This window comes from Staphylococcus equorum (genome assembly GCF_029531845.1).
Taxonomy (GTDB): domain Bacteria; phylum Bacillota; class Bacilli; order Staphylococcales; family Staphylococcaceae; genus Staphylococcus; species Staphylococcus equorum_C.
In genome coordinates, this window is record NZ_JAMBPV010000014.1 from 36,057 (window position 1) to 60,367 (window position 24,311).

General features: G+C 32.3%; 27 protein-coding genes. 8 read left to right on the top strand and 19 right to left on the bottom strand.

The annotated features are described in order from the left end of the window. Window positions 1–61: 61 nt before the first annotated feature. Window positions 62–1,621, bottom strand: coding sequence for an SLC13 family permease (locus tag M4L39_RS12890; protein WP_277582378.1), 1,560 nt, complete (start codon window positions 1,619–1,621; stop codon window positions 62–64). Between the two features lie 161 nt (window positions 1,622–1,782). After that, a complete protein-coding gene (locus tag M4L39_RS12895; protein WP_277582379.1) occupies window positions 1,783–2,841 on the bottom strand; it encodes a glycosyl hydrolase family 28-related protein in 1,059 nt (352 codons plus the stop codon). Between the two features lie 137 nt (window positions 2,842–2,978). Between M4L39_RS12895 and M4L39_RS12900 the strand changes: the two genes are divergently transcribed. From M4L39_RS12900 to M4L39_RS12910, 3 genes are all read left to right on the top strand, one after another. Next, complete coding sequence (locus M4L39_RS12900; RefSeq protein WP_277582380.1) at window positions 2,979–3,530, top strand: cysteine hydrolase family protein; 552 nt, start codon at window positions 2,979–2,981, stop codon at window positions 3,528–3,530. A gap of 55 nt (window positions 3,531–3,585) precedes the next feature. After that, the gene (locus tag M4L39_RS12905; RefSeq protein WP_277582381.1) at window positions 3,586–4,521 is read left to right on the top strand and encodes a manganese-dependent inorganic pyrophosphatase; all 936 of its coding nucleotides are present in this window, start codon (window positions 3,586–3,588) and stop codon (window positions 4,519–4,521) included. Between the two features lie 138 nt (window positions 4,522–4,659). Further along, entirely contained in the window at window positions 4,660–6,039 is a 1,380-nt protein-coding gene (locus M4L39_RS12910) for an aldehyde dehydrogenase (protein WP_277582382.1), read from the top strand. A 66-nt stretch (window positions 6,040–6,105) separates the two neighbouring features. On the opposite strand, the gene pglS is transcribed toward M4L39_RS12910, so the two are convergent. Then, window positions 6,106–7,143 (bottom strand): 6-phosphogluconolactonase, encoded by a 1,038-nt coding sequence (gene pglS, locus M4L39_RS12915; RefSeq protein WP_277582383.1) that lies wholly within the window; start codon window positions 7,141–7,143, stop codon window positions 6,106–6,108. A 183-nt stretch (window positions 7,144–7,326) separates the two neighbouring features. Between pglS and M4L39_RS12920 the strand changes: the two genes are divergently transcribed. Next, window positions 7,327–7,737 (top strand): YolD-like family protein, encoded by a 411-nt coding sequence (locus M4L39_RS12920; RefSeq protein WP_277582384.1) that lies wholly within the window; start codon window positions 7,327–7,329, stop codon window positions 7,735–7,737. A gap of 220 nt (window positions 7,738–7,957) precedes the next feature. Here the strand turns inward: M4L39_RS12920 and M4L39_RS12925 are convergent, their stop codons facing one another. Then, window positions 7,958–8,128: a hypothetical protein gene (locus tag M4L39_RS12925; RefSeq protein WP_277582385.1), complete on the bottom strand. Its 171-nt coding sequence runs from the start codon at window positions 8,126–8,128 to the stop codon at window positions 7,958–7,960. A gap of 493 nt (window positions 8,129–8,621) precedes the next feature. Here M4L39_RS12925 and M4L39_RS12930 point away from each other — a divergent pair, with 493 nt between their 5' ends. Continuing rightward, window positions 8,622–9,662, top strand: a complete 1,041-nt coding sequence (locus M4L39_RS12930) for a C45 family autoproteolytic acyltransferase/hydolase (RefSeq protein ID WP_277582386.1) — start codon at window positions 8,622–8,624, stop codon at window positions 9,660–9,662. Window positions 9,663–10,083: 421 nt separating this feature from the next. Here M4L39_RS12930 and M4L39_RS12935 read toward each other — a convergent pair whose 3' ends face one another. The 3 genes from M4L39_RS12935 to M4L39_RS12945 form a co-directional block, all read right to left on the bottom strand. Next, the gene (locus M4L39_RS12935; RefSeq protein WP_277582387.1) at window positions 10,084–10,935 is read right to left on the bottom strand and encodes a DUF4097 family beta strand repeat-containing protein; all 852 of its coding nucleotides are present in this window, start codon (window positions 10,933–10,935) and stop codon (window positions 10,084–10,086) included. Then, complete coding sequence (locus M4L39_RS12940) at window positions 10,932–11,492, bottom strand: HAAS signaling domain-containing protein (RefSeq protein ID WP_277582388.1); 561 nt, start codon at window positions 11,490–11,492, stop codon at window positions 10,932–10,934. The genes M4L39_RS12935 and M4L39_RS12940 overlap by 4 nt, the downstream gene beginning before the upstream one ends. A 93-nt stretch (window positions 11,493–11,585) precedes the next feature. Next, window positions 11,586–12,026 (bottom strand): hypothetical protein, encoded by a 441-nt coding sequence (locus M4L39_RS12945; RefSeq protein WP_277582389.1) that lies wholly within the window; start codon window positions 12,024–12,026, stop codon window positions 11,586–11,588. A gap of 215 nt (window positions 12,027–12,241) precedes the next feature. On the opposite strand from M4L39_RS12945, the gene M4L39_RS12950 reads away from it, so the two are divergent. After that, window positions 12,242–12,802, top strand: coding sequence for a thioredoxin family protein (locus tag M4L39_RS12950; RefSeq protein WP_277582390.1), 561 nt, complete (start codon window positions 12,242–12,244; stop codon window positions 12,800–12,802). A gap of 82 nt (window positions 12,803–12,884) precedes the next feature. On the opposite strand, the gene pmtD is transcribed toward M4L39_RS12950, so the two are convergent. The 7 genes from pmtD to M4L39_RS12985 all read right to left on the bottom strand — a co-directional run bounded on the left by pmtD (window position 12,885) and on the right by M4L39_RS12985 (window position 17,142). Beyond that, window positions 12,885–13,613, bottom strand: a complete 729-nt coding sequence (gene pmtD / locus M4L39_RS12955; RefSeq protein ID WP_277582391.1) for a phenol-soluble modulin export ABC transporter permease subunit PmtD — start codon at window positions 13,611–13,613, stop codon at window positions 12,885–12,887. Further along, window positions 13,613–14,485, bottom strand: coding sequence for a phenol-soluble modulin export ABC transporter ATP-binding protein PmtC (pmtC, locus tag M4L39_RS12960; protein ID WP_277582392.1), 873 nt, complete (start codon window positions 14,483–14,485; stop codon window positions 13,613–13,615). The genes pmtD and pmtC overlap by 1 nt, the downstream gene beginning before the upstream one ends. Window positions 14,486–14,505: 20 nt before the next feature. Continuing rightward, window positions 14,506–15,168 (bottom strand): phenol-soluble modulin export ABC transporter permease subunit PmtB, encoded by a 663-nt coding sequence (pmtB, locus tag M4L39_RS12965; RefSeq protein WP_277582393.1) that lies wholly within the window; start codon window positions 15,166–15,168, stop codon window positions 14,506–14,508. A gap of 23 nt (window positions 15,169–15,191) precedes the next feature. Continuing rightward, window positions 15,192–16,070, bottom strand: coding sequence for a phenol-soluble modulin export ABC transporter ATP-binding protein PmtA (gene pmtA, locus M4L39_RS12970; RefSeq protein ID WP_277582394.1), 879 nt, complete (start codon window positions 16,068–16,070; stop codon window positions 15,192–15,194). Then, window positions 16,067–16,447 carry a PSM export ABC transporter transcriptional regulator PmtR gene (gene pmtR / locus M4L39_RS12975; protein ID WP_277582395.1) on the bottom strand — a complete coding sequence of 127 codons (381 nt, stop codon included), beginning with the start codon at window positions 16,445–16,447 and terminating at the stop codon, window positions 16,067–16,069. Before pmtR ends, pmtA begins: the two co-directional genes overlap by 4 nt. Window positions 16,448–16,627: 180 nt before the next feature. Then, on the bottom strand, window positions 16,628–16,813 hold the full coding sequence (locus M4L39_RS12980; RefSeq protein WP_277582396.1) for an SE1626 family protein: 186 nt from the start codon (window positions 16,811–16,813) through the stop codon (window positions 16,628–16,630). 230 nt (window positions 16,814–17,043) lie between these two features. Further along, window positions 17,044–17,142 carry a Trp-rich small protein gene (locus M4L39_RS12985; RefSeq protein ID WP_277582397.1) on the bottom strand — a complete coding sequence of 33 codons (99 nt, stop codon included), beginning with the start codon at window positions 17,140–17,142 and terminating at the stop codon, window positions 17,044–17,046. 199 nt (window positions 17,143–17,341) lie between these two features. On the opposite strand from M4L39_RS12985, the gene M4L39_RS12990 reads away from it, so the two are divergent. Further along, window positions 17,342–18,631 carry an aminotransferase class I/II-fold pyridoxal phosphate-dependent enzyme gene (locus M4L39_RS12990; protein WP_277582398.1) on the top strand — a complete coding sequence of 430 codons (1,290 nt, stop codon included), beginning with the start codon at window positions 17,342–17,344 and terminating at the stop codon, window positions 18,629–18,631. Window positions 18,632–18,691: 60 nt separating this feature from the next. Here M4L39_RS12990 and M4L39_RS12995 read toward each other — a convergent pair whose 3' ends face one another. The 4 genes from M4L39_RS12995 to groES form a co-directional block, all read right to left on the bottom strand. Next, on the bottom strand, window positions 18,692–19,159 hold the full coding sequence (locus tag M4L39_RS12995; protein ID WP_277582399.1) for a bacillithiol transferase BstA: 468 nt from the start codon (window positions 19,157–19,159) through the stop codon (window positions 18,692–18,694). Window positions 19,160–19,388: 229 nt separating this feature from the next. After that, window positions 19,389–20,027: an HD domain-containing protein gene (locus tag M4L39_RS13000; RefSeq protein WP_277582400.1), complete on the bottom strand. Its 639-nt coding sequence runs from the start codon at window positions 20,025–20,027 to the stop codon at window positions 19,389–19,391. A 171-nt stretch (window positions 20,028–20,198) separates the two neighbouring features. Continuing rightward, the gene (gene groL, locus M4L39_RS13005; RefSeq protein WP_046466286.1) at window positions 20,199–21,821 is read right to left on the bottom strand and encodes a chaperonin GroEL; all 1,623 of its coding nucleotides are present in this window, start codon (window positions 21,819–21,821) and stop codon (window positions 20,199–20,201) included. 56 nt (window positions 21,822–21,877) lie between these two features. Next, window positions 21,878–22,165 (bottom strand): co-chaperone GroES, encoded by a 288-nt coding sequence (groES, locus tag M4L39_RS13010; RefSeq protein WP_277582401.1) that lies wholly within the window; start codon window positions 22,163–22,165, stop codon window positions 21,878–21,880. Between the two features lie 177 nt (window positions 22,166–22,342). On the opposite strand from groES, the gene mroQ reads away from it, so the two are divergent. Further along, window positions 22,343–23,086 carry an intramembrane glutamic endopeptidase MroQ gene (mroQ, locus tag M4L39_RS13015; protein WP_277582402.1) on the top strand — a complete coding sequence of 248 codons (744 nt, stop codon included), beginning with the start codon at window positions 22,343–22,345 and terminating at the stop codon, window positions 23,084–23,086. 101 nt (window positions 23,087–23,187) lie between these two features. On the opposite strand, the gene M4L39_RS13020 is transcribed toward mroQ, so the two are convergent. After that, on the bottom strand, window positions 23,188–24,311 hold a 1,124-nt coding region (locus M4L39_RS13020; RefSeq protein WP_277582403.1), incomplete at its 5' end, for an SdrH family protein.

Here is a 24,311-nt window from a genome sequence, read left to right on the forward strand (position 1 = left end):
GACAAACTGAAAGCCCTCCATTTCTAAATAATGAAATGGAGGGCTTTGTTTATCTATATAATTATTTAAGTGGCAATGGTTTGGTTACATCTATACCTAATACTGGAGGTACTAAGAAATAAACAACGAGTACAATAACTACAATGCTTATTATGTTGGCCCAAAAACCGACCGACGCCATCTTTTTAATACTAATGCGTCCTGTACCAAATACAATTGCATTCGGTGGTGTACCTACTGGAAGCATATATGCACAGTTTGCCGCCATCGCCGCAGGCACCATAAGTAATAATGGATGAACGTTTACAGCAACAGATAGCGTTGCAAGAATTGGTAAAATCATCGTTGCAGTTGCAGTATTTGATGTAATTTCAGTTAGGAACAATACAAATACAGTAATGACTATTACAATGATTAAAGGACTCACACCTTCTATCAGTTTCAACTGATCGCCAAGCCATATCGCTAACCCACTTGATGCTATACCTTTCGCTAACGCAAGCCCTCCACCGAAGAGAATTAGTACGCCCCACGGTAAATCTTTAGCCACGTCCCAATCTATAATACGTTTATGTTGTGCTTTGTTCTTCGCAGGAATTAAAAATAGTAATACTGCGATAAACATGGCTATGGTTCCATCTGCTATTTCTGAGGTGTACGTCCAATTTTTCAATAAAAATTCTCTGCTTATCCATAAGAAACTGGCAAGCATAAATACAATTAAAACTACTTTTTCTTCATATTTCATCTTACCTAATTCATTTAATTTCCTTTTAATTAACTCTTTACCACCTGGTAATTCTTTCATTTCATGTCTAAAAGCTATATATCGTATGTATGCCCAAATTAAGAACAATAAGACAATAACTGTTGGTACACCGATAATCATCCATTTAGCAAAACTAATTTCTTCACCAAATGCAGATTGATATTGTCCTTTTAATATAATTAAAGGCGGCGTCCCAATTAACGTTCCAAGACCACCAACTGTACCAGCATAACCAATTGCTAAAACTAAAGATTGTTCAAACTTAGTGATACTTGAATCTTTAGTGTCTTTACTTTTTAATTCGTTTGCTTCTTTAATAATTGCTAATCCAATCGGAATCATAATCATAACAGCGGCAGTGTTCGATACAAACATAGATAAAAAACCAGTTGCTATCATGAAACCTAGTAAAATTTTCCCTGTACTCGTGCCTAATGTATTGATGATAACTAAGGCAACTCGGGTATGTAAATTCCATCTTTCCATGGCAATGGCTAAAATGAAGCCTCCTAGGAATAGGAAGATAATATCATTACCATATTGGGCTGAAACTTCTTCCGGACTTAATACATGTCCGATTGGCATCAAAATCAAAGGTAATAAACTCGTTGCTGCAATAGGAATGGCTTCAGTAATCCACCACGTTGCAATCCATAATGTTGTTGCTAAAACAAATATACCTTTAGTTGATAAACCTTCAGGCTGTAAAAATAGTAATGTTAAAACAAATAATAGTGGCCCCAAAATTAAACCAATTAATTGTCCACTGTTATAAGACTTTTTTTCTTTCTTGTTAGAAAAAAACATTAAATATTGCGACCTTCTCATATCCCCTTTGTTCAAATCGTTCATATTCGTCCCCCTATAAAAATATTTTCTGAATATTCATAACATTTCTTAGTTTATAACATAATATAATCCTAATGAAATATCAATACTAAACCGCTTTCACCAAAAGACTTTATGTTGTCAAAGTAGCATTGTAATCATGTTTAATTAGCTTCAACAATATTTTAAATTTTATGGTTATAAGATAAAAATAAATTCTTAATGTCTTTCAAATACATTTTGGGTGACGTTTCATCAAACTCGTTTTGGGCAATAAGAATATTTTCATGCTTTATATTATTATAACTTTGAATCCGAATTGCATATTTCTCCATCATTCCAATAAATTTATTTTGATAAATATTCAGATTACTCCCGGCTTGTGTTGATCTTTGTTTTCCTTTTAAATCTTTTGCATTTTTACCATCTTTAACTGCTAAAAAACGAATGCCACCAGCACAGTTTTTAAAAATATTATGATGAATATACGTATCTTTATATTTTAAAGGGGTTAACGCATATTGCTTTATCCCTTCAAATGTATTAAAGCGAATATGAATATTTTGATAAAATTGATTATAACGACTTGCATGAGAACCAATCGCCCGATTCCATGGATGCATCGTAGGCGTATCTGAATTACCAAAATAACAATTTTCTATAATTACATTTTTCGTAATCGTCCCGTCTGTCGTCCCAAATTTAGGAAAAGCACCTGGCACTTGAATATCTAATTGAATTGCTTCTGAAAAAGTTCTTGTCCCATCACTATCATTGAATCCTAAAAATTTACAATTATTTATATATAATCCATTTACACCACATGCATCTAGTCCATGGCCCCCTATAATATCTTTAAAGCTCACATCAACAATTTGAATGTCTTGAGCGTGTCCCATACACATTGCTGTATTGTTGTATGGGAAAGCATAGCCATTCATATCAAACGTCCCTCCTGCAATATAAATATGGCTGTTGCCATTATAACCATAATAAGGTTTAAATCTTCTACCATTTTTTAATAGTGCATCTTTTCCGCATCTTTTAAGAACTGCGCCTCCATCTAACAATAATGTTGTGGATTCATAAATAACCAATGACTTGCGTATATGAAATTCACCTTTAGGTACATAGATCGTTGTCGAGGGGTGTTTTTTTGCATAATTCAATGCACGTTGCATTGCTCTTGTATCCGCTCTTTTACTTTTACCTTTTAATCCAAATTGCTTTGCATTAATAATCATGGGACAATCCCTCCCTTTCTCAATACTTTATAATAAACTTAATTGAGGATTTTCAAACGCGCTTGTTGTAGCTTTATTGATTTATCTACTTAGTATATAATACTTATTATCTTTAATATTAGGAGTGTTCACAAATTATGAAAAAAAGTGCACTTATTATAGTGGATTATTCAAATGATTTTGTTGCAGATAATGGAAAAATGACTTGTGGCATTCCAGGCCAACAAATTGAACATTATATTGTCGAAAGAATTGAAGCATATAACAAAAAACAACAAAATATTTTCTTTATGATGGATTTACATTTTGAAGAAAATAGCTATCATCCTGAGAACAAGCTCTTCCCTCCTCATAACATCCTGGGAACATCTGGGAGAGAGCTTTACGGCAAAGTAAATGATATCTATCAAAATATATTATTTAATGATCACATACATTTTTTAGATAAAACACGTTATGATTCATTTTGCGGTACTTCGTTAGATATTTTACTAAGAGAAAGAAATGTAACGCATTTAGAAATTGTTGGTGTATGTACCGATATTTGTGTATTACATACAGCGATTACTGCCTATAACTTAGGTTATTCCATCAGTATTTCACATAAAGGTGTTGCTTCATTTAATCAAACAGGCCATGAGTGGGCTTTAGATCATTTTAAAAATTCCTTAGGTGCTGAAGTAGAATAACTATGCAAACTCATGATAAAATAATATTAACTATATAAATAAGGAGAATTTAGATATGGCAAAAACTTATATTTTCGGACATAAAAATCCAGATACAGATGCTATTGCATCTGCCATCGTCATGGCAGATTTTGAACAACAAACAGGTAATTCGGAGGCTGCGTCTTACCGTTTAGGCGAAATAGGTCCTGAGACGCAATTTGCTCTAGATCATTTCAAGGTAGCAACACCAGAATTACTTAATGATAATCTAGCTGATCAAAATGTTATTTTAGTTGACCATAATGAATTCCAACAAAGCGCAGATTCAATTGCTGATGCTACAATTCAACATGTCGTAGATCACCACAGAATTTCTAATTTTGAAACTGCAGCACCTTTATACTACCGTGCTGAACCAGTTGGTTGTACAGCAACAATTTTATACAAAATGTATAAAGAACGCGGCTTTGAAATTAAACCTGAGATTGCTGGTTTAATGATTTCTGCAATTATCTCAGATAGTTTATTATTCAAATCACCTACATGTACTGAAGAAGACGTACAAGCTGCAGAAGCATTGAAATCTATTGCTAATGTTGACTTAGAATCTTACGGTTTAGATATGTTAAAAGCAGGTGCTTCTACAACAGACAAATCAATTTCAGATATATTATCTATGGATGCAAAATCTTTCAACATGGGAGATTATTCAACTCATATCGGACAAGTTAACACTGTGGATATTGATGAAGTATTTGCACGTCAAGAAGAATTGACAAAAGCTATGTTAGAAACAAGCGCAAATGAAAAATATGATTTATTTGTATTAATCGTGACTGACATCATTAATAGCGATTCTAAAATTTTAGTTGTTGGCCCAGAAACAGACAAAGTAGGTAAAGCTTTCAATGTTGAACTTGAAAACAATACTGCATTCTTACCTGGCGTAGTTTCACGTAAAAAACAAGTTGTCCCTCAAATTACAGAAGCTTTAAACGAAGTCGTTTAGTACTATATGATAAACGCTGAGTGGACAAGAAACTAAATACCTGACCGCTCAGTATTCTCTGGAACATAGTTAAATATGTTCCAGTTTTTTATCCATTTGCATAAGCACAGCGACAACTCATACTAGGAGGAATATCATTTGAATTCAATAGAGCAAACTTTCCATAATAGTAAACAATATTTTAATACTCACGAAACCAAAGATCTTAAGTTTAGAAAAAAACAGCTCAAACTCTTGGGTAAAAGTATTAAAAATCATGAAAATGAATTACTCGACGCACTTCAAAAAGATTTGGGGAAAAACAAAGTGGAAGCTTATGCAACCGAGATTGGATTCACTTTAAAAAGTATTAAGTCAGCACGCAAAGAACTTAATAATTGGGCGAAAAGAAAACAAGTTAACACGCCCCTTTATTTATTCCCTACTAAAAGTTATATTATGAAAGAACCTTATGGTACTGTCTTAATTATCGGACCTTTTAATTACCCTTTCCAACTACTGATCGAACCATTAATTGGCGCAATAGCAGCGGGAAATACAGCTATACTTAAACCGTCAGAGTTCACACCACAGGTTGCAGATATAGTACAACAAATTATTGAGGATGTATTCAACCCTGAATATATTAGTGTCTGCCAAGGCGACGCTGAGACTACACAATCACTTATTCACCTGCCTTTCGATTATGTCTTTTTCACTGGTAGCGAAACAGTAGGTCGTATTGTTTATCGTGCAGCTAGCGAAAACTTAACGCCCGTCACTTTAGAATTAGGAGGTAAATCTCCTGCAATCGTGGATGAAACAGCAAATATCAAAGTAGCAAGTGAACGCATTAGTTTCGGGAAATTTACGAACGCTGGTCAAACTTGTGTGTCACCAGACTATATTTTAGTTAACCGAAAAGTCAAAAGCGAACTCATCGCAGCACTCAAAAATACAATTACTGAATTTTACGGTAAAGCAATACAAGATAGTCCCGATTTCGGTCGTATAATTAATCAAAAACATTTCGATCGTTTAGATCATTTATTAAATGTTCATAAAACAGAAATTGCATTTGGTGGTCAATCTGATGCAGATGATAAATACATCGCTCCAACCATTTTAGATGGTATTACTTTCGATGATAAAATAATGGAAGATGAGATTTTCGGCCCTATTTTACCAATCATTCCTTACGATGACTTTGATGAAGCAATTGATTTAATACGCACTAAAACTAAGCCACTCAGCTTATATTTATTTAGCGAAGATGAAAATGCAACAGAACGTGTACTTCATGAAATTTCATTTGGTGGCGGTGCCATTAATGATACTTTGATGCACCTCGCAAATCCAAACTTACCTTTTGGTGGCGTCGGAGCGTCAGGCATAGGGCGATATCATGGTAAATATAGTTTTGATACATTTAGTCATGATAAATCTTATGTATTTAAATCTACAAGACTTGAATCAAGTCTTCTATTCCCACCATATAAAGGGAAATTTAAATACATCAAAACATTTTTCAACAAATAGAAAATCACCTAGTATGGCAATGTATAATCCATACTAGGTGGTTTTTTTAATTTTTTTCAGTTGTACTTATTTTAAAAATTGTACACAAACGCCTTCTGGTGCTGATTCATGATGGTCTACTTTTTCTAATTCTCCCGTAATTTTATCACGTTTGAAAACTGTCAATGTATAGTCACCTTCTTGGTGTGCACAAACTAAGAAATCATCTGAGTCAGTAATATTAAAATCACGTGGGAATTCGCCACCACTTGATACAATATCAACGAATGAAATCGTTGCACCATCGTCGCTCACTTTAAAAATAGCGATACTATCGTGGCCCCTATTAGTGATGTATAAGAATTTTTGATCATGCGACTGTCTTACTGCTGCTAATTTTGTATCACCTTCAAAATTTTCTGGAATTGTTGCATGTCGTTGGATTTCTGTGAATTTTCCATCCTCATATTTTACTGTACTTACGACATTTGATAACTCATGTACAACATAAGCGTACTTGCCATTTTCATGAAAAGTAATATGTCTTGGTCCATCACCAGGTTCAAAATCACTCACTGCATGTTCACTAAAACCATCATCACCAAATTCATAAGTTACTACTTTATCTGTCCCTAAATCGATTGCAATAACATATTTTTCATCTGGTGTTGTACTGATAAAATGCACATGTGGTTGATCCTGTCTTTCGTGTGGCCCCGTTGGATAATCATGCTCTAACTCTTGAATCAAACATATAATTTCACCTGTTTCAGGATTCGCTTCGTATAAGCGCGCTAATCCCGCACCATAAACAGACTCAAAAACATACTTTCCGTCTGGTGACACATCTACATAACAACCACTACCCTTTGTAGAAGCAAGACATTTATTAATTAAGCTGAGTTTACCATCTTCTTCTATTTTAAGACTGGCAAGACCACAATTATCTCCTTCACGTGTTACAGCATATAAAAATAAATTATGTTGATTTACATAAGTTGATGCTTCTAATTCATATCCAATTTCAACTTCTGTTACGCTGCCAATTTCTTCATCTAGTTCAAAACGATAAACGCCTTTACCCTCTTTTTTCGTATACGTACCAATATAACCTGTTGTCGTCATGTAAACCCCTCCATATTATTATAGTTTCATTTTAATAAATATCTATACTAAATGACAATATAATGATTATTATTATTTTCTATCAGGTTACAATTAAATTTTTCATACTTTAATAATCTAAAATAGGAAAAACTACTTGCAATAACACGAACATATGTTCTATCATTGTACTGAGGTGATTTTATGATTCCGGAAAAATACCAAAATGAAAATGACTATAGAAATATACCTAGAGAATTTCTTAATGCCAATATCCCCCAAGGTCGTGGCATGGTTAAATGGGCGCCATTTGCTACTTTGCCTGAACAATTCGAAACAATTCAACAATATTTAGTAGATCAAAATAAAAATGATCGCCCAATATTATCAGACGATCAGTTAAATGAATTAAATCTACAGCTGCATCAAGCGTTACATACTGATACTTATATTCATATTGAATTCTATCAAGCGGGTTGGTTGGAAACGATTCGTATAAAAATCAAAAATATAGATATGACTCACATGTTTTTGGAAGGTTATCCCATCCATTTCCAAGAAACAATTAAACTCTCATTATTTGATATAACTAGAATAACCCAAGACAATAGTTAACTGGCCTTTATACTTGAAGCACGGTTTAATGATCACAGTCTTCTCGACTGCATAAGCCACCGTAACAACTTCGTTGAACGGATTTACTGTTCGCAGTCTTCTCGACTGCATAAGCCACCGTAACAACTTCGTTGAACGGTGGCTAAAAAAAATACTGCCAACGAAAGCCCTAAGACTTTGTCGACAGTATGAGAACACTCTAAAGTGCTCTATCAATAACTTAATTATTCGTTTCAATATCTGAAACAATTTCTTTTGTTTTACTTTCAATATCTTCGAAGTCTTTTTTAAAGATATAAGCGAAAACTACTGCACCAACACCTGCTACTAATGACACAGCGAGAATTGTACCTAATACAAATTTAAATAAACCTTTAATAAAATTACACATTCTGATTCACCTCAATAAATTATTAACATATCTATCAATAATGATAGCATACTTGAAAGCATCAATAAATATATACCCACTTTTCATTACTTTAACCTAAATATAAAAAAAGTGAATTTATGATATTATTGGAGTAATGCAAAATCAATAAATTTTAGTCAATATGTCTTATTTATTTTAACATTTTCTTCTCATCAGAATAAAGTTAGATGTTATATTAATTATTAATATATGTAAAAAGGGCTAATATCATTAGATATTAGCCAATTCAATGTTAGTTATTCTAATCTTATTGTCCCCACCAAGTGGAAACTGTTTCTTTAAAAGCATCATAATAATTTGACATAATAATCACCTCATTGAATTTGTTTATCTGATCAGCCGCTGATGATACATTAAGCATAACTACTAGCCATATGTAATGCAATTAACAAAGCGTTACAATGACGTTACATTTCAGTAAATTCACATACATGAACAGGAGTTTTTAACTATGCAATCAGTAAAATCAGACATCTTAACACATCGAGGTTCACACTTTGATTTAGGTGTACAAACAGCACAGTGGATGCAGCAAACACCCTTACTCAAAAATAGAGAGAAAGAATGGAAAAAGCGTATGCCCCGCTTTGATATCCATATCAAAGAAACATATGACATTTTCCAAACATACGCCCCACAAATTTGGGAAGAAATTAGAGGCATGCAAGAAGTACTTAATCTGCCTACTCGTCAAATGATTCTTAATTTTGCGCACTATCGATTCACGCCGTTGAAAAACAGTGGCTGTACGGTCTTTTTAGGTCAGGACTATATGGTGCGAAATTATGATTACCATCCTGCCACTTATGATGGTCGTTACTTGCTGTTCCAACCTACTGATGGCGGGTTAGCACAAATAGGCCCTACATCACGCGTAACTGGAAGAATGGATGGCATGAATGAATCTGGGCTATCCATGGGCTACAACTTCATGCATAGAAAACATCCAGGTGATGGCTTTGTTTGCTATATGGTGGGCAGACTTATATTGCAATATTGTAAAGATGTATCTGAGGCCATACAATTACTAAAAAAACTTCCGCATAGAAGCTCTTTTAGTTACATTGTCATGGACAAACATTTGAATCACGCGATTATCGAGGTTTCTCCACGCTCCGTTGATGTTCGTTACGATCGTACTTGTACAAATCATTTCAAATTATTAACACATGAGAATAGAAATTTCACAAAAGAATCTAAAGAGCGTTTAAATCGACTTCTTAAAAAAGTACCTACATCACTAGATAAAATGAGTGCATTTGATTTATTCAATAATCCGGAATATGAAATTTATAGTAAATTATTCAAAAGCTGGTCCGGGACAATTCATACAAGTATGTATGAACCACAATCATTAACAGCACATATCACTTTAGGTGAAAATAAAGCACCTACAATGATCGATTTTGGCAAATGGCTCGAAGGTGAATCATTAGACATTACATCAATCTATGGTCAACTTGACACTGATTTAACCTTTGCCACTTATTAATATTCACCGTTTTAAATCATTTATACTATAAAAAAGACGAGCCAATTATATAAAAGTATTTGGCTCGTCTTTTTTTTAAATATTATTCGCGTTGGTCAATCTTTGTCCATTAATTTCATTGTTTAATTCTTATACGAAATGGAATAAATCTTTTTTACTAATTCAGTTATATATTCATTTTTGCGTTTGCCTTTATATAAGTTCAACCAATGAATAATTGTGAATGATTGATTATATTATTTTTGTTTTAAAAATGGCAGTGATTTGGGCCGAGTCCTGCGGAAAAAGCGCTAGTCGAAGACTACAGGCTGAGGCTGTGCCCGTGGAAAGCGTGCACAAAAAACTGCCAGTCGACGCTCTGAAGCCAGGAAGTGCGTATTACATGTACTTTCTGGCTTTCTCTATTGATGATTACATAAAATTAATTTATATAAATGTCGCCATGATTTGTATAAAATTCTAAAATCTGTTTTCCTGATCCAACCTTATTATCTTCAAAATTGTTATTGATAACTTCAGAAGTTCCATTAGATGGATTCAATTTTAACAACGTATTTTGAGGATCGTCATCATATGACATAAAAATATCACCATATTCCGTAGAAGCTCTAAAATGTGATGCAATATCCATTCGACTCAAATCAATTTTGCCGTGATCAGCTAATAACACTGACTTTTCAATTAATGATTTTTTACTTGTTATACTCGCCTGTTTGGTTTTAATGTTCGCATTAGTAATTTGACTGTGCTTTATATCAATGGGTGAGTTCACACCTCTATAATACAGTTTTTCCAATGCTACATGATTGAAAAATACATGTGCTCCACCATTAGCCTTCATTGAAATATGTGCATCTTTTGCATTAATACTATCAATATTTATAACATTCGTCTTACTAGATACGTTTAAATGATTTAGTTTTTTGTCTGGCACAGTCACTACCATCTCATCGTCAAACTGTCTGAACGGATTAAAATTCAGTCCATAATGATCATCTGTATTATCAGTCTCATGAACATGCAATGTCTTGTTTTTATTGGAAATATTAATGTTCTTTTTCCCTTTATAGGTCACTGAAAATTTATCACCTTGCTTAACTTGAACTTTACTATTTTGACTATCTATATTTAAACTCTCTATATCTTTATCGTTTACTTCTTTATCAACAGAATTGAGTTGGTTATTTTGTTTTTCAAATCCAAACCAAGTGACACAAGCTAAAAGAAAGCACACGATAAATAATGTTAAGCCGCTTAAAAATAACTTCTTCATTCGACTGCACTTCCTTTAATTGTTTTAATATTCCAACGTAAGTATTTTAAAATCACTCGATAAACCAATTGAGCAAATTTTGCAATAATAACAAATAATAAAATACCTAATCCTGTATAGGAAATTGCAAATAAATAGTTACTTATAGCAAAACTAAAATTATCATTAATTATGCCGTTGATAATCAATAATAGCGGACTAAGAGAGAAAAATAATGCAACAAGTAATAGTACAAACATGAAAATACCAACAAATATCATAGGTATCAAAATAATGATTAATGATAATATGCCCATCCCCAGAGATGCCATAATTGCTCTCACAATCGTATTTATATTAGGGCGAAACTCCGCAGATACAATAGCATTTCGAGCCATAAGCTCCTTGCCTATATTTTTAGGAGATTCAAGAGCACCAATGATTTGATATTCATTTTTCCCTTCACTTTCTTGGTCAAAAAAATATTCCTCATATTCATACATCACTTTATCGCGTTCACTTCTTGATAATTTATCTAATTCTTGCTCTAATTCATTTAAAAAAGTGATTTTATCCAAAATATCTACCGCCATTCAAACTTAAGATTCGAAGCAAAACGTATATGTAAAATTAAAAATGACACGCCTTATAGGAATGTCATTTTTAATTTTTTATTTCTTATATATTTCAATTTTCTTTATTTTATCATGTTTATAAATAATAAATAACTTCATTTGATTTTTCTTATCTATATATATAATAGCATTAAAGCCTTTTCGCAACTTTTTTTGTTTATAACGTGTTCCTAGTGTCTGTATAACTTTTTCAACATTATTATTGATAGTTCCATTAAAATTCGTTTGTGCTGTAGTATCACTAGTTAAGGTGATACCGGTAAGTTGTGAGTCCTTTTTATTCACCTTGAAAACTAAGTTAGGATGCTCTCTTTTTGAATAAATACGATGTTTTTTTAAAATCACTTCGTCTTTTTCAACGTATTCATCAAAATTAATTTCAGACCCTATTTTGACACAATCAATAGACAGTTTTGATAAATCGGTCGAGTGTTCTTGCTTTATATAGTTAACCACTAACGATGTCCCAATAACCATTGTTATAAACACACAAAATATAAGACGTTTATGTAGTCTATGTATTTTCAATGTAGTCACCACACTCTACTTTACTTCTTAAATATAGCATAGGCATTTGTTACTTTCATCCCTCAAGAAATCTTAAAACATATTACTTTTATATGTATTAATAATTTTCTTTCATATTAAAATATTGATATAATAATATCTAATCAATTAAAGGGGGAACTATTATGACAAGTTTAGAAACTTATTTCAAAAACAGTCAACCGCTTGATCAATATATTGAAGCTATGACTGAAAACAAAGAGAATTTACTATCAATATATAATTCATTCTCAACACCAGAGGATGATAGTCGTCTTGAAAAAATTAAAAGATCTAATTATAGCAAAGTCCTAGTTATCACTGAAGACTGGTGTGGAGATGCTATGATGAACGTCCCTATTCTTAAACATATTAGTGAAGCATTAAATATAGAAGCTCGTGTTTTTCATCGTGATGAAAACACTGACTTAATCGATCAATACTTAACAAATGGTACTGCTAGATCTATACCTATATTTGTATTTTTAAATGATGATTATGAACAACAAACAGTTTGGGGACCGCGTGCAAGACAAGTACAACATTTTGTAGAGGAAACTCGTGCCAAACTTCCTGCAAAAGATGATCCTACATTTGAAGATAAATCGACTGAATCATATGCAATTATTTCTAATCGCTTTAAAACAGACTCACAAATGTGGAAATATGTTTATGATTCAATTCTAGATAAACTAATTATAAATTAATAAAAGACGTATGGATTAAGGTGTTATAACCGTTAATTCATACGTCTCTTTTTTTATGACTCAATCTTCGGTTATCTTTATTTTAAATATCTTTTTTAGATACATAGAATATATTAACTACAAATAGTACTACAATCGATGCTGAAGTAATAAACCATTGCCAATTAGAGAATGTGTAATCACCAGTTGTCGTTTTAGAAGTTAAGTAACTAAATGGAATATATTTCAAGGCATCTTGAATATTGTCACCAAATTTAGGAATCATAGGTATAAATGGTTCAGCAAATGGAACAAGTAATACTAGGAATATACCTAAAGTAAAAATTAAGGCTGTTTTTGGTACAACTAATGAAAATAAATATAATAATAATCCAAAGAATAAATGGAATAGAATGAAGAACCAAAGTAACTCAAAGATTTTATCAACTTTTATATTTTTACCGTCAACAATTTGTTGTACGATTAATACAAATCCAACAAGTATTGCTGTAATAATTAAGGCAATCAGTATAATTGAAATCACTTTTGCGATAACGTAACCCACACGGCTTGACGTTTTATTCATATATAATTGAATCGTACCTTGTGAAATATCACGTGTGATTGTCTTGATTACAAATAGTAAGCCCATAATAGAAAAGAACCAACTACCTACTGCAAGTAATATATTGCCGTCTATTTTATCAGTTTGCTGAACAAATAAAACTGTGAATCCAATTAACGGAAGTATTGTTAAGAGTAATGCTAAATACGTTAATGGACTTCTAATAATGCTATAAATATCATATTTTACGAGTTGTAAACTATTCATTATTGGCCACCTTTCTGATTAATATTGAAGTAAGTATCACGTAAAGAACTCTTACGTGTTTCAATAAATTCAGGGAAAACATCGATATTTGATAAACCTTTAAGCACTTTTTGATAACTTGATTGTGCTTTAATAATAATTTCTCCATTTTCCCTCTTAGATTGAATCACATCGAAATTTTTATTTAAATATTCTAAAGCACTATCGAAATTATTTTGTTCTATAATTAAAACTGTAGAATCTGTTGGTGCTCCTTCTTTCATATCAACATCTTGAACAAAATTACCATCACGTAAAAATACTGCTCTATCACAAATTAATTCAATATCCTCAAGTTTATGACTAGAAATCAAAATTTTCATATCTAGTTCTTGCACAAGTGATTGAATTGTTTTCAATACATCAATTGATCCATCAGGGTCCATACCATTTGTTGGTTCATCTAAAATGAGGTACTTTGGTTTGTTCATTAATGAAACAGCAATAGCTAACTTTTGTTTCATTCCCATTGAATACTTTTTAACTTTCTTCTTCACATAAGGTCTCATACCAAAAGCATCAATAATTTGGTTTGCGTATTTTTTATCAAATCCCTCACCTAATACATTTGCAAATAGTTTCAAGTTATATAAACCTGATTTATTATCGTACAATTTAGGATGTTCAATAAGGTAACCTATATTATCTTTATTACCTACCTTTACTTCGCCTTTATATTTGATAATATTTCCGTTCATGACTTTCATTAACGTTGTTTTTCCGACACCATTTTTACCAATTAAACCTACGATTTGGCTTTGTCCAAAATCAAAATCGATGTGGTCTAACACATTATTACTACCATACGTCTTTGTTATATCTTTTAATTGCATAAATGCGCCTCCTTTTATTATTAAGTTAATTTTTTATATTGAATGATATAGTTAGCTATAAATAAAATAATACTTAAAGTTAAAAATCCATAATTAAAAATAGTTTCAAAATAATTTAATATGCCCAAACTATAATTAAACAATGTACATATTCCAACCACAAACAGCACAACTATTACAGGAATTAAAATAACCATCGTAAGTATATAAATTAAATAAGAAATGTAATCAGCTTTTTGTTCTGTGAATTTTTTAAATGCTATAGGTACCGCAAAGAAATTTACCGCAATATAAGAAAATGGCATTGAAATATTAATATTTATATCACTTGATGATACATTAGAATTCGGCATAGTATATAAAGATAAAATCACTGCCCCAATCAATGTAAAAACAATTACTGTTAAATAATTAGCATTTAGTAAAGCCTTTTTAGAAACTGGTAAACTTCCAAAAAATTCATAGGCGATTCTGTGACCAAGCTTGCTATTAAAACGGAAAACATGACCCGAATCTAATATAGAAATAAAAAGTAATATCATCGCAACTGCAGAATATAAAGCATTAGTAAAAATACTATTAGGTATTATGATTAATTGCAGCGGAGAAAACAATAATAAAATTGCATATATTATGATTGTCCATTTACGTAATTTTAAATTTCTAATAAGTAAATTTTTCATCTAATGCCCCCAGTTGTTAAGTTTCATAATTTTTTATGTTCAGTCTTCTGGGTTCCTTTTTCAAGGTAAACCATTAAATCTTCAATCGTTGGCTTAGTTATTGCAATCTTGTTACCAAAAATTTCATCAAATATATTAGCATGTTCTGTAAGTGCGATATATCCTGTTTTATTCTCTTCTATATAATATGTTAATTGAATCAATTCTTCGTCTAATTGCTGCATATCACCTTTGACCACTTTGAATCTATTCAAAATATCATCTAAAAATTGATTCAGCACAATTTCACCATCTTTTAAATATACTAAATAATCAGCGATTTTTTCTAAATCAGAAATGATATGAGTGGAAATAAATACTGTTTTCTTTTCATCAATGAGTTCTTTTTGAATTACATCCAAAACTTCGTTTCGAACGATTGGATCTAACCCTGACGTTGGCTCATCTAAGATAAATAATTCAGCATGATGACTAAAAGCAATAGCAATAGACAACTTCATCTTCATACCAGTTGAGAATGTTTTGATTTTCCGCTTATAAGGTAAATCGAATTTTTCAAGATAATATGTAAATATCTGACGATCCCATGTACTATAAAATGGTGCAACATACTGTTCGATTTTTTGGATATTCCATTTATCATTGAGATACAACTCAGAATAAACGAAACCAATTTTATTTTTTATAGCTTCAGGGTGCACTTTCATTTTTTGATTAAAGATTAGAACATCGCCATCATCAGGCTCAATTAAATCCATAATCATTCTAATAATGGTCGTTTTACCAACACCATTCGCACCAATAAATCCAGTTATAAATCCTTGAGGAACACGAAAACTAATATCATTCAACTTGAATTCTTTATACTGATAATCTACAGCATTTAATTCGATAGCGTTCATTCATCGTCCTCCTCAAAAATCATTTCTAAGATTTCTTGTAATTCTGAAAGTGGCATGCCTATGGTTTTTGCTTCTTTGCTTATTGATTTAGCCAATGTTTCAATCACCATAAACTGTTTCTCTTTTAAAATTGAACTATCTTGTTCTTTCACATATGTACCCTTACCTCTAATAGTAAATACAAAACCATCTTTTTCTAAATCTTCATATGCGCGTTTCGTAGTTATAACGCTAACGCTCAAATCATGTGCTAATTCCCTCATCGAAGGTAAGTGTTCACCAGGAGCAACGTACCCTTTCAAAATATTTTCTTTGATTTGTTGCTTAATCTGTTCATAGATTGGCTGTTCGCCACTATTTTTCAAAAGTATTTTCATGGACGTCCTCCCTTGCAACTGTATATACACAATATATACAATGTATACACACTTGTAAAGTACAAATTTGTTCAAACGTCTATATAAGTACTCACTCAAAAAGGATTAATTGACATAAAAAAAGCTATAAGTAAGATTTTGCATATCGCTTCATCTCTCTTACAGCATGTTCAAACAATGTTACTTATTTTGCTTGTCTTTTTTCTTACGCTTATTATTTCGATCAATAAAAGCGCAAACCATAAACATTATTGCAGCAATTAATAATTTAATACCAGAATCTTCGTGGCCAGTAGCCTGTAAATAATAGCCTACAACGAGTAAGATCATTGCCATTATGACAAATATTTTAGTTAAATGTTTCACTCTCTTCACCTCAAACAATATCATTGTATCAAACTTTGGCATTAATTTCTAAAACCAATTCATTTCATAAAAATTATCGATGCATATGTAACTATTTCTATGATTCCCATTTAAATATATTGTTTGCAGTCTATTACCTATGATGATAAAATTGTAATTGTATCCACGGATTATACTACACAACCCCAAGTCTGCGTCATCAGACTTGGGGCTTTTTTGTGTAAGGCCACCTATTTGTCCTTCCATTTACTCTCTAACCAAACACGGAATACAACAAGTAAGCTACCTGTTAATAAAGTTGTAATCATTTCTTGCCACCACGCTACCATACTACACCTCCCACAGAAAAAAGTGCCATGTAGGATTTTTGATGGCCTATCCGTATTCTAACACAAAACAGAACGTGTGTTCGTGTAAATAATTAAATTTTGAAATTTTCTGTCTAAAACAGTCACAAGACTTTAATTTTATGCTGTTTCAAGATAATATAAGGATATCATTGAAAAAGTAAAGAGAGGTTGACCAACTATGAATCCTTTAGCTTTAGATTTAAACGAACAATTATCTAAATCAAATCCAGAAGTTGCAGACATGCTTTCCGACTTAGGGAAATTAATGTATTACCCGAAAGGTATATTATCCCAATCTGCGGAAGCAAAATCTACACAATATAATGCCACGATAGGTATGGCAACATATAAAGATAGCAAGATGTATGCAAATACTTTAAATGACATTTTCGATCAATTAGAACCAGATGAAATCTTCCCTTATGCTCCGCCACAAGGTTTAGAATCTCTTCGTGATTTATGGCAACAAAAAACATTAAAAGAAAATCCAGATTTAGATGCAAAAGACATGACAAGACCAATCCTTACGAATGCTTTAACTCACGGCTTATCATTAGTCGGTGACATGTTCGTCGATAGTGGTGATACACTCTTACTTCCTACGCATAATTGGGGCAATTATAAACTCGTTTATAGTACAAGACATAGCGCTGAAATTGAAACGTATGATATTTTTGACGAGGCAGGACATTTTACAACAGAAAATTTAGTTAACACTTTAGAAAATTATAATAAAGACAAAGTCATCTTGATATTAAATTACCCAAATAATCCAACGGGCTACACACCAACAAAAGATGAAGTTAATACTATTGTCGCTGCAATAAAATCATTAGCAGAACGTGGTACAAACGTCATTGCTTTAGTTGACGACGCATACTATGGCCTCTTTTATGAAGATGTTTATACACAGTCATTATTTACAGCATTAACGAATTTACATTTAGATAACTTATTACCAATTCGTTTAGATGGCGCAACAAAAGAATTCTTTGCATGGGGCTTACGTGTAGGTTTCATCAGTTTTGGTGTCGGAAACGATACAACAAAACAAGTTTTAGAAGCTAAAATCAAAGGATTAATTCGAAGTAACATTTCAAGTGGCCCTTTACCTTCGCAAAGCGCAGTTAAATACGTGCTCGAAAATCACGAAACTTTTGATAAAGAAATTCAACACAACATCGATACATTACAAGCAAGATATGAAATAACGAAATCTGTTGTATATGATGAGAAATATGCGGCATACTGGCAAGCTTATGATTTTAACTCAGGCTATTTTATGGCATTACAAGTTAAAGACGTTGATCCTGAACAGTTACGCCAACACTTAATTAATAAATACTCTATTGGTATCATTGCACTTAATGCAACAGATATTCGTATTGCTTTCAGTTGTGTAGAAAAAGATGACATTCCACATGTATTTGATTCTATCGCCAAAGCAATTGAAGATTTAAAAAAATAAAATAAGTAATAAAAAGGATGAAATCGCATGTATATGCTGATTTCATCCTTTTTATTTAAATTAACGTTGTTGTTTCAGGACGCGTGCCATTTCCTCAATTTTACCAGCATGTAGTGGTACATGAATTGCATTTAATATCAATAACTCATCTAACGTACTACAACCGGCAATTGTTTCAGTTAATTCAACTTCCAATTGTTGGTCAGTTAATTTTTTTGCACGTTCAGGTAACGTTTTTAAATTTTCAATAATTTCATCCACACTTGGGATATCTTCGTCGCCCCAATCAACTGGATTAGAACCATAGCCAAATAAGCGCGTATATTTTTCGATGTCTACTTCATTTTGTTCACTTAAAGATAGTGCAGATTCAAAAATAGTTAACACGTGACCATATTGCCAATGTAACGTATTCGGGAAGAGTTCACTTTCATTATCTAATATACTTTCAATGTTCCATTTGTCATAATCTGATATTAAATAATTAATACCTGTATCAATCACATCGTACACTGATTTTTTTGTCATAGCTAATCTCCCTTTCTTAAAAAAGCTTCACATAAATAATAATTATAAGTAGCGAATAATATTTATGCTTACTTTCTCTACCCTCAATAAGCTGTTTTTACTCACTTAATACGTTTATATCAATAATTTTTTAATTATACATGTTAAATAGTGCTATATGTCGCTTTCGAATTCAATTGTTTTTACTTTAGGAGTTAATAATTAAATATTACTAAAGTATAGTATCGTTTTAATTATCCCATTTTGAACGTAAGACACACGAACAAAAATTATTTTGAGGGTACTCAGGCTCAAAATATTTCACAACGTCAGATTTGATATTGCCAAAAGTCGTTTCAGGTTTATGCTTAAACCCGTCATAAAATGCTTTTAATACATCTTTTTTAAAATTACCTCGAGGAAATTTATTCACGATTGCTTTTCTAATTTCATCTGAATATTGGTCCCAATTGTCACTCATAACATCCATGCCAACGCCGTGATATAATAACGCAACATTATTTTCTTTATGTTCAGCTACACCTATCGTTGTGTGTAATGCAATTGAATCCCAAGCAAGTTGTAAATCTTGATCGTTATAGTTATGTGTATCTAAGAATTGGCGAACTGCATTTGCGCCATCTACTTCAAACCTCAAATCATCACTGCTATATTGATTCGTTAACCCTAAATCATGGAAGAGCGAACACATATATAAAAGTTCTTTATCATATTTCAAATTATCTTGCATGCCTTTAATTCCACCAAATAAGTATACTCTATTTGAATGATTCCATATTAATTCATTTCCATAATCATGAACGACATCTTGCGCTTCTTGGATTATTTTACTATCTGGGACAACAATTTCATTGATATCTTTTAACATAATAAATTCCTCCTTTGCCCCAATGTATCTATTATATATATGTAAATCAAACTATAGACCATTCTACATAAAAAGACGCCTTCCACTAAGTTAAGTAACTTAATGGAAAACGTCTTACAAGTATTATTTAAATACTTTTTATAAACTTTAGTTTTTAAAGTTTATAATCTATTACATCATACCTGGCATTCCGCCCATACCTGCTTGCGCATCATTACTGCTTTCTTCTGGAATATGTGCGACAACCGCTTCAGTTGTTAAGAACATTGCTGCTACACTTGCTGCATGTTGTAACGCTGAACGTGTAACTTTAGTTGGATCAACGATACCAGCATCCAGCATATTTACCCATTCATTTGTAGCGGCATTGAAACCAATACCTACATCAGCATTTTTAAGTCTTTCAACAATAATCGAACCTTCTAAACCAGCGTTTTCTGCAATTTGACGAACTGGAGATTCTAATGCTTTTAATACAATGTTGATGCCTGTTGCAATATCGCCTTCAGCTTCAATTTTAGAAACTTTATCATAAATATTCATAAATGCTGTACCACCACCGGCTACAATACCTTCTTCAACAGCAGCTCTAGTAGAGTTCAAAGCATCTTCAATACGTAATTTACGTTCTTTTAATTCTGTTTCACTTGCTGCACCAACTTTAATTACAGCTACGCCTCCAGCTAATTTAGCTAAGCGTTCTTGTAATTTCTCTTTATCAAATTCAGAATCCGTTTCTTCAATTTGAGATTTAATTTGACTTACACGTGCATCGATATTATTTTGGTCTCCATTACCATCAACCACTGTTGTATTATCTTTAGTGATTTCTGCCTTGCTAGAAGTGCCTAACATATCAATTGTTGCATCTTTTAAATCTAAGCCTAAGTCATCAGTAATCACTTGTGCCCCTGTTAAGATAGCTAAGTCTTCTAACATCGCTTTACGACGATCACCGAATCCAGGTGCTTTAACTGCCACTGCAGTAAATGTACCGCGCATACGGTTTAATACAATATTTGTTAACGCATCGCCTTCGACATCGTCTGCTACGATTAGAATAGGTCTATTAGATTGAACAACTTGTTCTAATAATGGCAGAATATCTTGGAAAGATGAAATCTTTTTATCTGTAATTAAAATATATGGTTTTTCAAGTTCTGCAACCATTTTATCTGAATCAGTTACCATGTATGGAGATTGGTAACCACGATCAAATTGCATACCTTCAACGACTTCAAGTTCAGTATTAAAACCACTTGATTCTTCAATTGTAATTACACCGTCGTTACCTACTTTTTCCATAGCTTCTGAAATATATTTACCAATTTCTTCATCAGCTGCTGAAATTGATCCAACTTGTGCAATCTCATTTTTATTATCAACGTTTTGAGAAATTTCTTGTAATGCATCGATAGCTACGTCTACAGCTTTATCGATACCTTGACGTAAACCTACAGGATTTGCACCACTTGTTACGTTTTTCAAGCCTTCTTGTATCATTGCTTGAGCTAATACTGTAGCAGTAGTTGTTCCGTCACCCGCGATTTCATTCGTTTTGTTGGCAACTTCTTGTACTAATTTCGCTCCCATATTTTCATACGGATCTTCTAATTCAATTTCTTTTGCAATAGTAACACCATCATTCGTGATTAGTGGTGATGTATATTCTTTATCTAATACAACATTACGCCCTTTTGGTCCAATTGTAACTTTCACGGCGTTAGCTAATTTATCTACACCTCTCAACATAGATTGACGTGCGTCTTCGGAAAATTTTAAATCTTTCGCCATATTACTTTACCTCCATGATGTTCGTATTATTTGTATATTTTAAATTTTAATTTTGGTTATTCTTCTATTACTGCTAATATATCGTCTTCGCTAACGATTAAATATGTGTCGTCCCCACGCTTAACTTCAGTTCCAGCAAATTGTTGGAAAACAACATTGTCGCCTGCATTCACTTCAGGAGCAACTCGAGAACCATCTTTTAAAATACGTCCTGCACCTACTGCAATTATCGTACCTTCATTTGATTTCTCTTTAGCGCTATCAGTTAAAACGATACCACTTTTAGTTGTTTGCTCTTGTTCTGTTTTTTGAATAATTACTCGGTTACCTAATGGCTTTAACATTGATTGTTCCTCCTTAAAATACTAAAATTTTTAGCACTTAATCATTGTGAGTGCTAATACACTTTCTATAATAATCAAAATTGGTCAATATTTCAAGTTAAAACCATTACACTAAATTTTGTGTGAACAGCAATTTTACGATAAAATAAAGTATATTCTAATTTTTGGAGGTTTATTATGTCTCGTTTATGGGTGTCCATTTTGACATTAGTTATTTATGTCCTTGCACAGTTTGGTCCGATTTTTTTACAAATGGCAGGCTTATTTAACAATTTAAGTGGCAAAGAAATACTCTTTGCTAATATTTATACACAAGTGGTCTTGTTTATTATAGCTACTTTACTCATCATACTAATAAACTTTTTCATTGCCAATCCTACGCAACTAGAGCGACAAACTAAGGAAAAGAAAAGATATGTTATCCTTTGGGCAATCGTAGGTTATATGATTGTTATGATTTATCAAGTTGTTGCAGGAATGATAAATATGTATGTATTCGGCGCACCTCAATCTAGCTCTAATACAGAAAGATTGATGAAAATAGCACAAGAAATACCGACATTCATCATATTAATTTCAGTTGTAGGACCTATTCTAGAAGAATTCTTATTTAGAAAAGTGATATTTGGTGAATTATACAATCTATTAAAAGGTAATAAAACTTTTAAATTTCTCATTGCTGGAATTGTAAGCTCCATTATCTTTAGTGCTGCACATGGAGATCCATCATTCTTTATCATCTATTTCGGTATGGGTTTTATTTTCTCAGCATTGTATGTATATACAAAACGTATATGGGTTCCTATCCTTGTACACATTATGCAAAATGGCTTTGTCACCATTGTACAAATTTATTTAGGACCTGAAAAAACAAAAGAACTACAAGAAACTGCATCATTTATATTTAACTTCATGCTTTAATTAAATTTTAAGTTATATAAATAAATGGAAGAACTCAATGTTTATTACATGAGTTCTTCCATTTTTTATTTGTCTATGACACGTTGGGTGTCAAAAAGTTATTAATTTTCTTTTTTATTTCTGCGATAAACAAAATATCCTACAACTATACCTATAAAAATCATCATTATTGCAGTGATTAAAGCAAATAATGTTCGTTCGAATTTAATATCAATTGTCTCTTTCGAATTCTTGTCATTTGTTTGCGTCATTTCTTCATCACTACTTGAATGATATTCGTATTTACCAGATGCGGCACTCTTGCTTTCTGGTTTTTTTAAGTCAGGCATAGATCCTATTGCTCCAGTAATCAATGCCAAAACTTGCTTGTCTAAATTTTGATAATAATCTTTTGATTTTAACGGATTAAAATATTGAAATTTAAAATAATTTGTTCCTTTTTGTAATTCATTCAAAAATGCATTATCTGCAAAACTTTGACGTCTTATAATAGACGAAATATCTTTATCAGATACATTATCAACATTATTATTAAGCTGTTTAACTTGGTTCAAAATAAAAGGATTGTATTTAAAAGAACCTGTAGACATTTGATTAAATCTATTAACTAATCTGCTGTCACCTTGATTTGAACTTTGACTTTGTTTCTCTGTCGTCAAGTCTCCATAAGTCACAGCATTATTGTTACTTCCAGCTATATTTTTAGTTGATTGCGCATATTGATTGTTTGTGTTTTGATTTTTACCATTATTTAAGTTTGTAGATGTGTGTTCATTTTGAGAACTATCCGAGTTAGAATGATTCACCGAATTATTTGTTGAATTACTTGTACTGCCCTGTTTTTTTTGGTTAGGCCCAGACGGTATATCAGGGTTCAGTGGTTTATTGGGCTTTGGTGGTTCTGTTGTGTTATCTCCTCCGCCTTCACTTGGTTGTTCTGGTTTAGGGGTTTCTTCTGAGTCATCTCCACCACCTTGGGGGTTATCCGGATTTGATGGTTCTGTTGTGTCATCTCCTCCGCCTTCACTTGGTTGTTCTGGTTTAGGGGTTTCTTCTGAGTCATCTCCACCACCTTGGGGGTTATCCGGATTTGATGGTTCTGTTGAATTATCATCTCCACCTCCACTTGGTTGTTCTGGTTTAGGGGTTTCTTCTGAGTCATCTCCACCACCTTGGGGGTTATTCGGATTTGACGGTTCAGTTGAATTATCGTCTCCACCTTCAC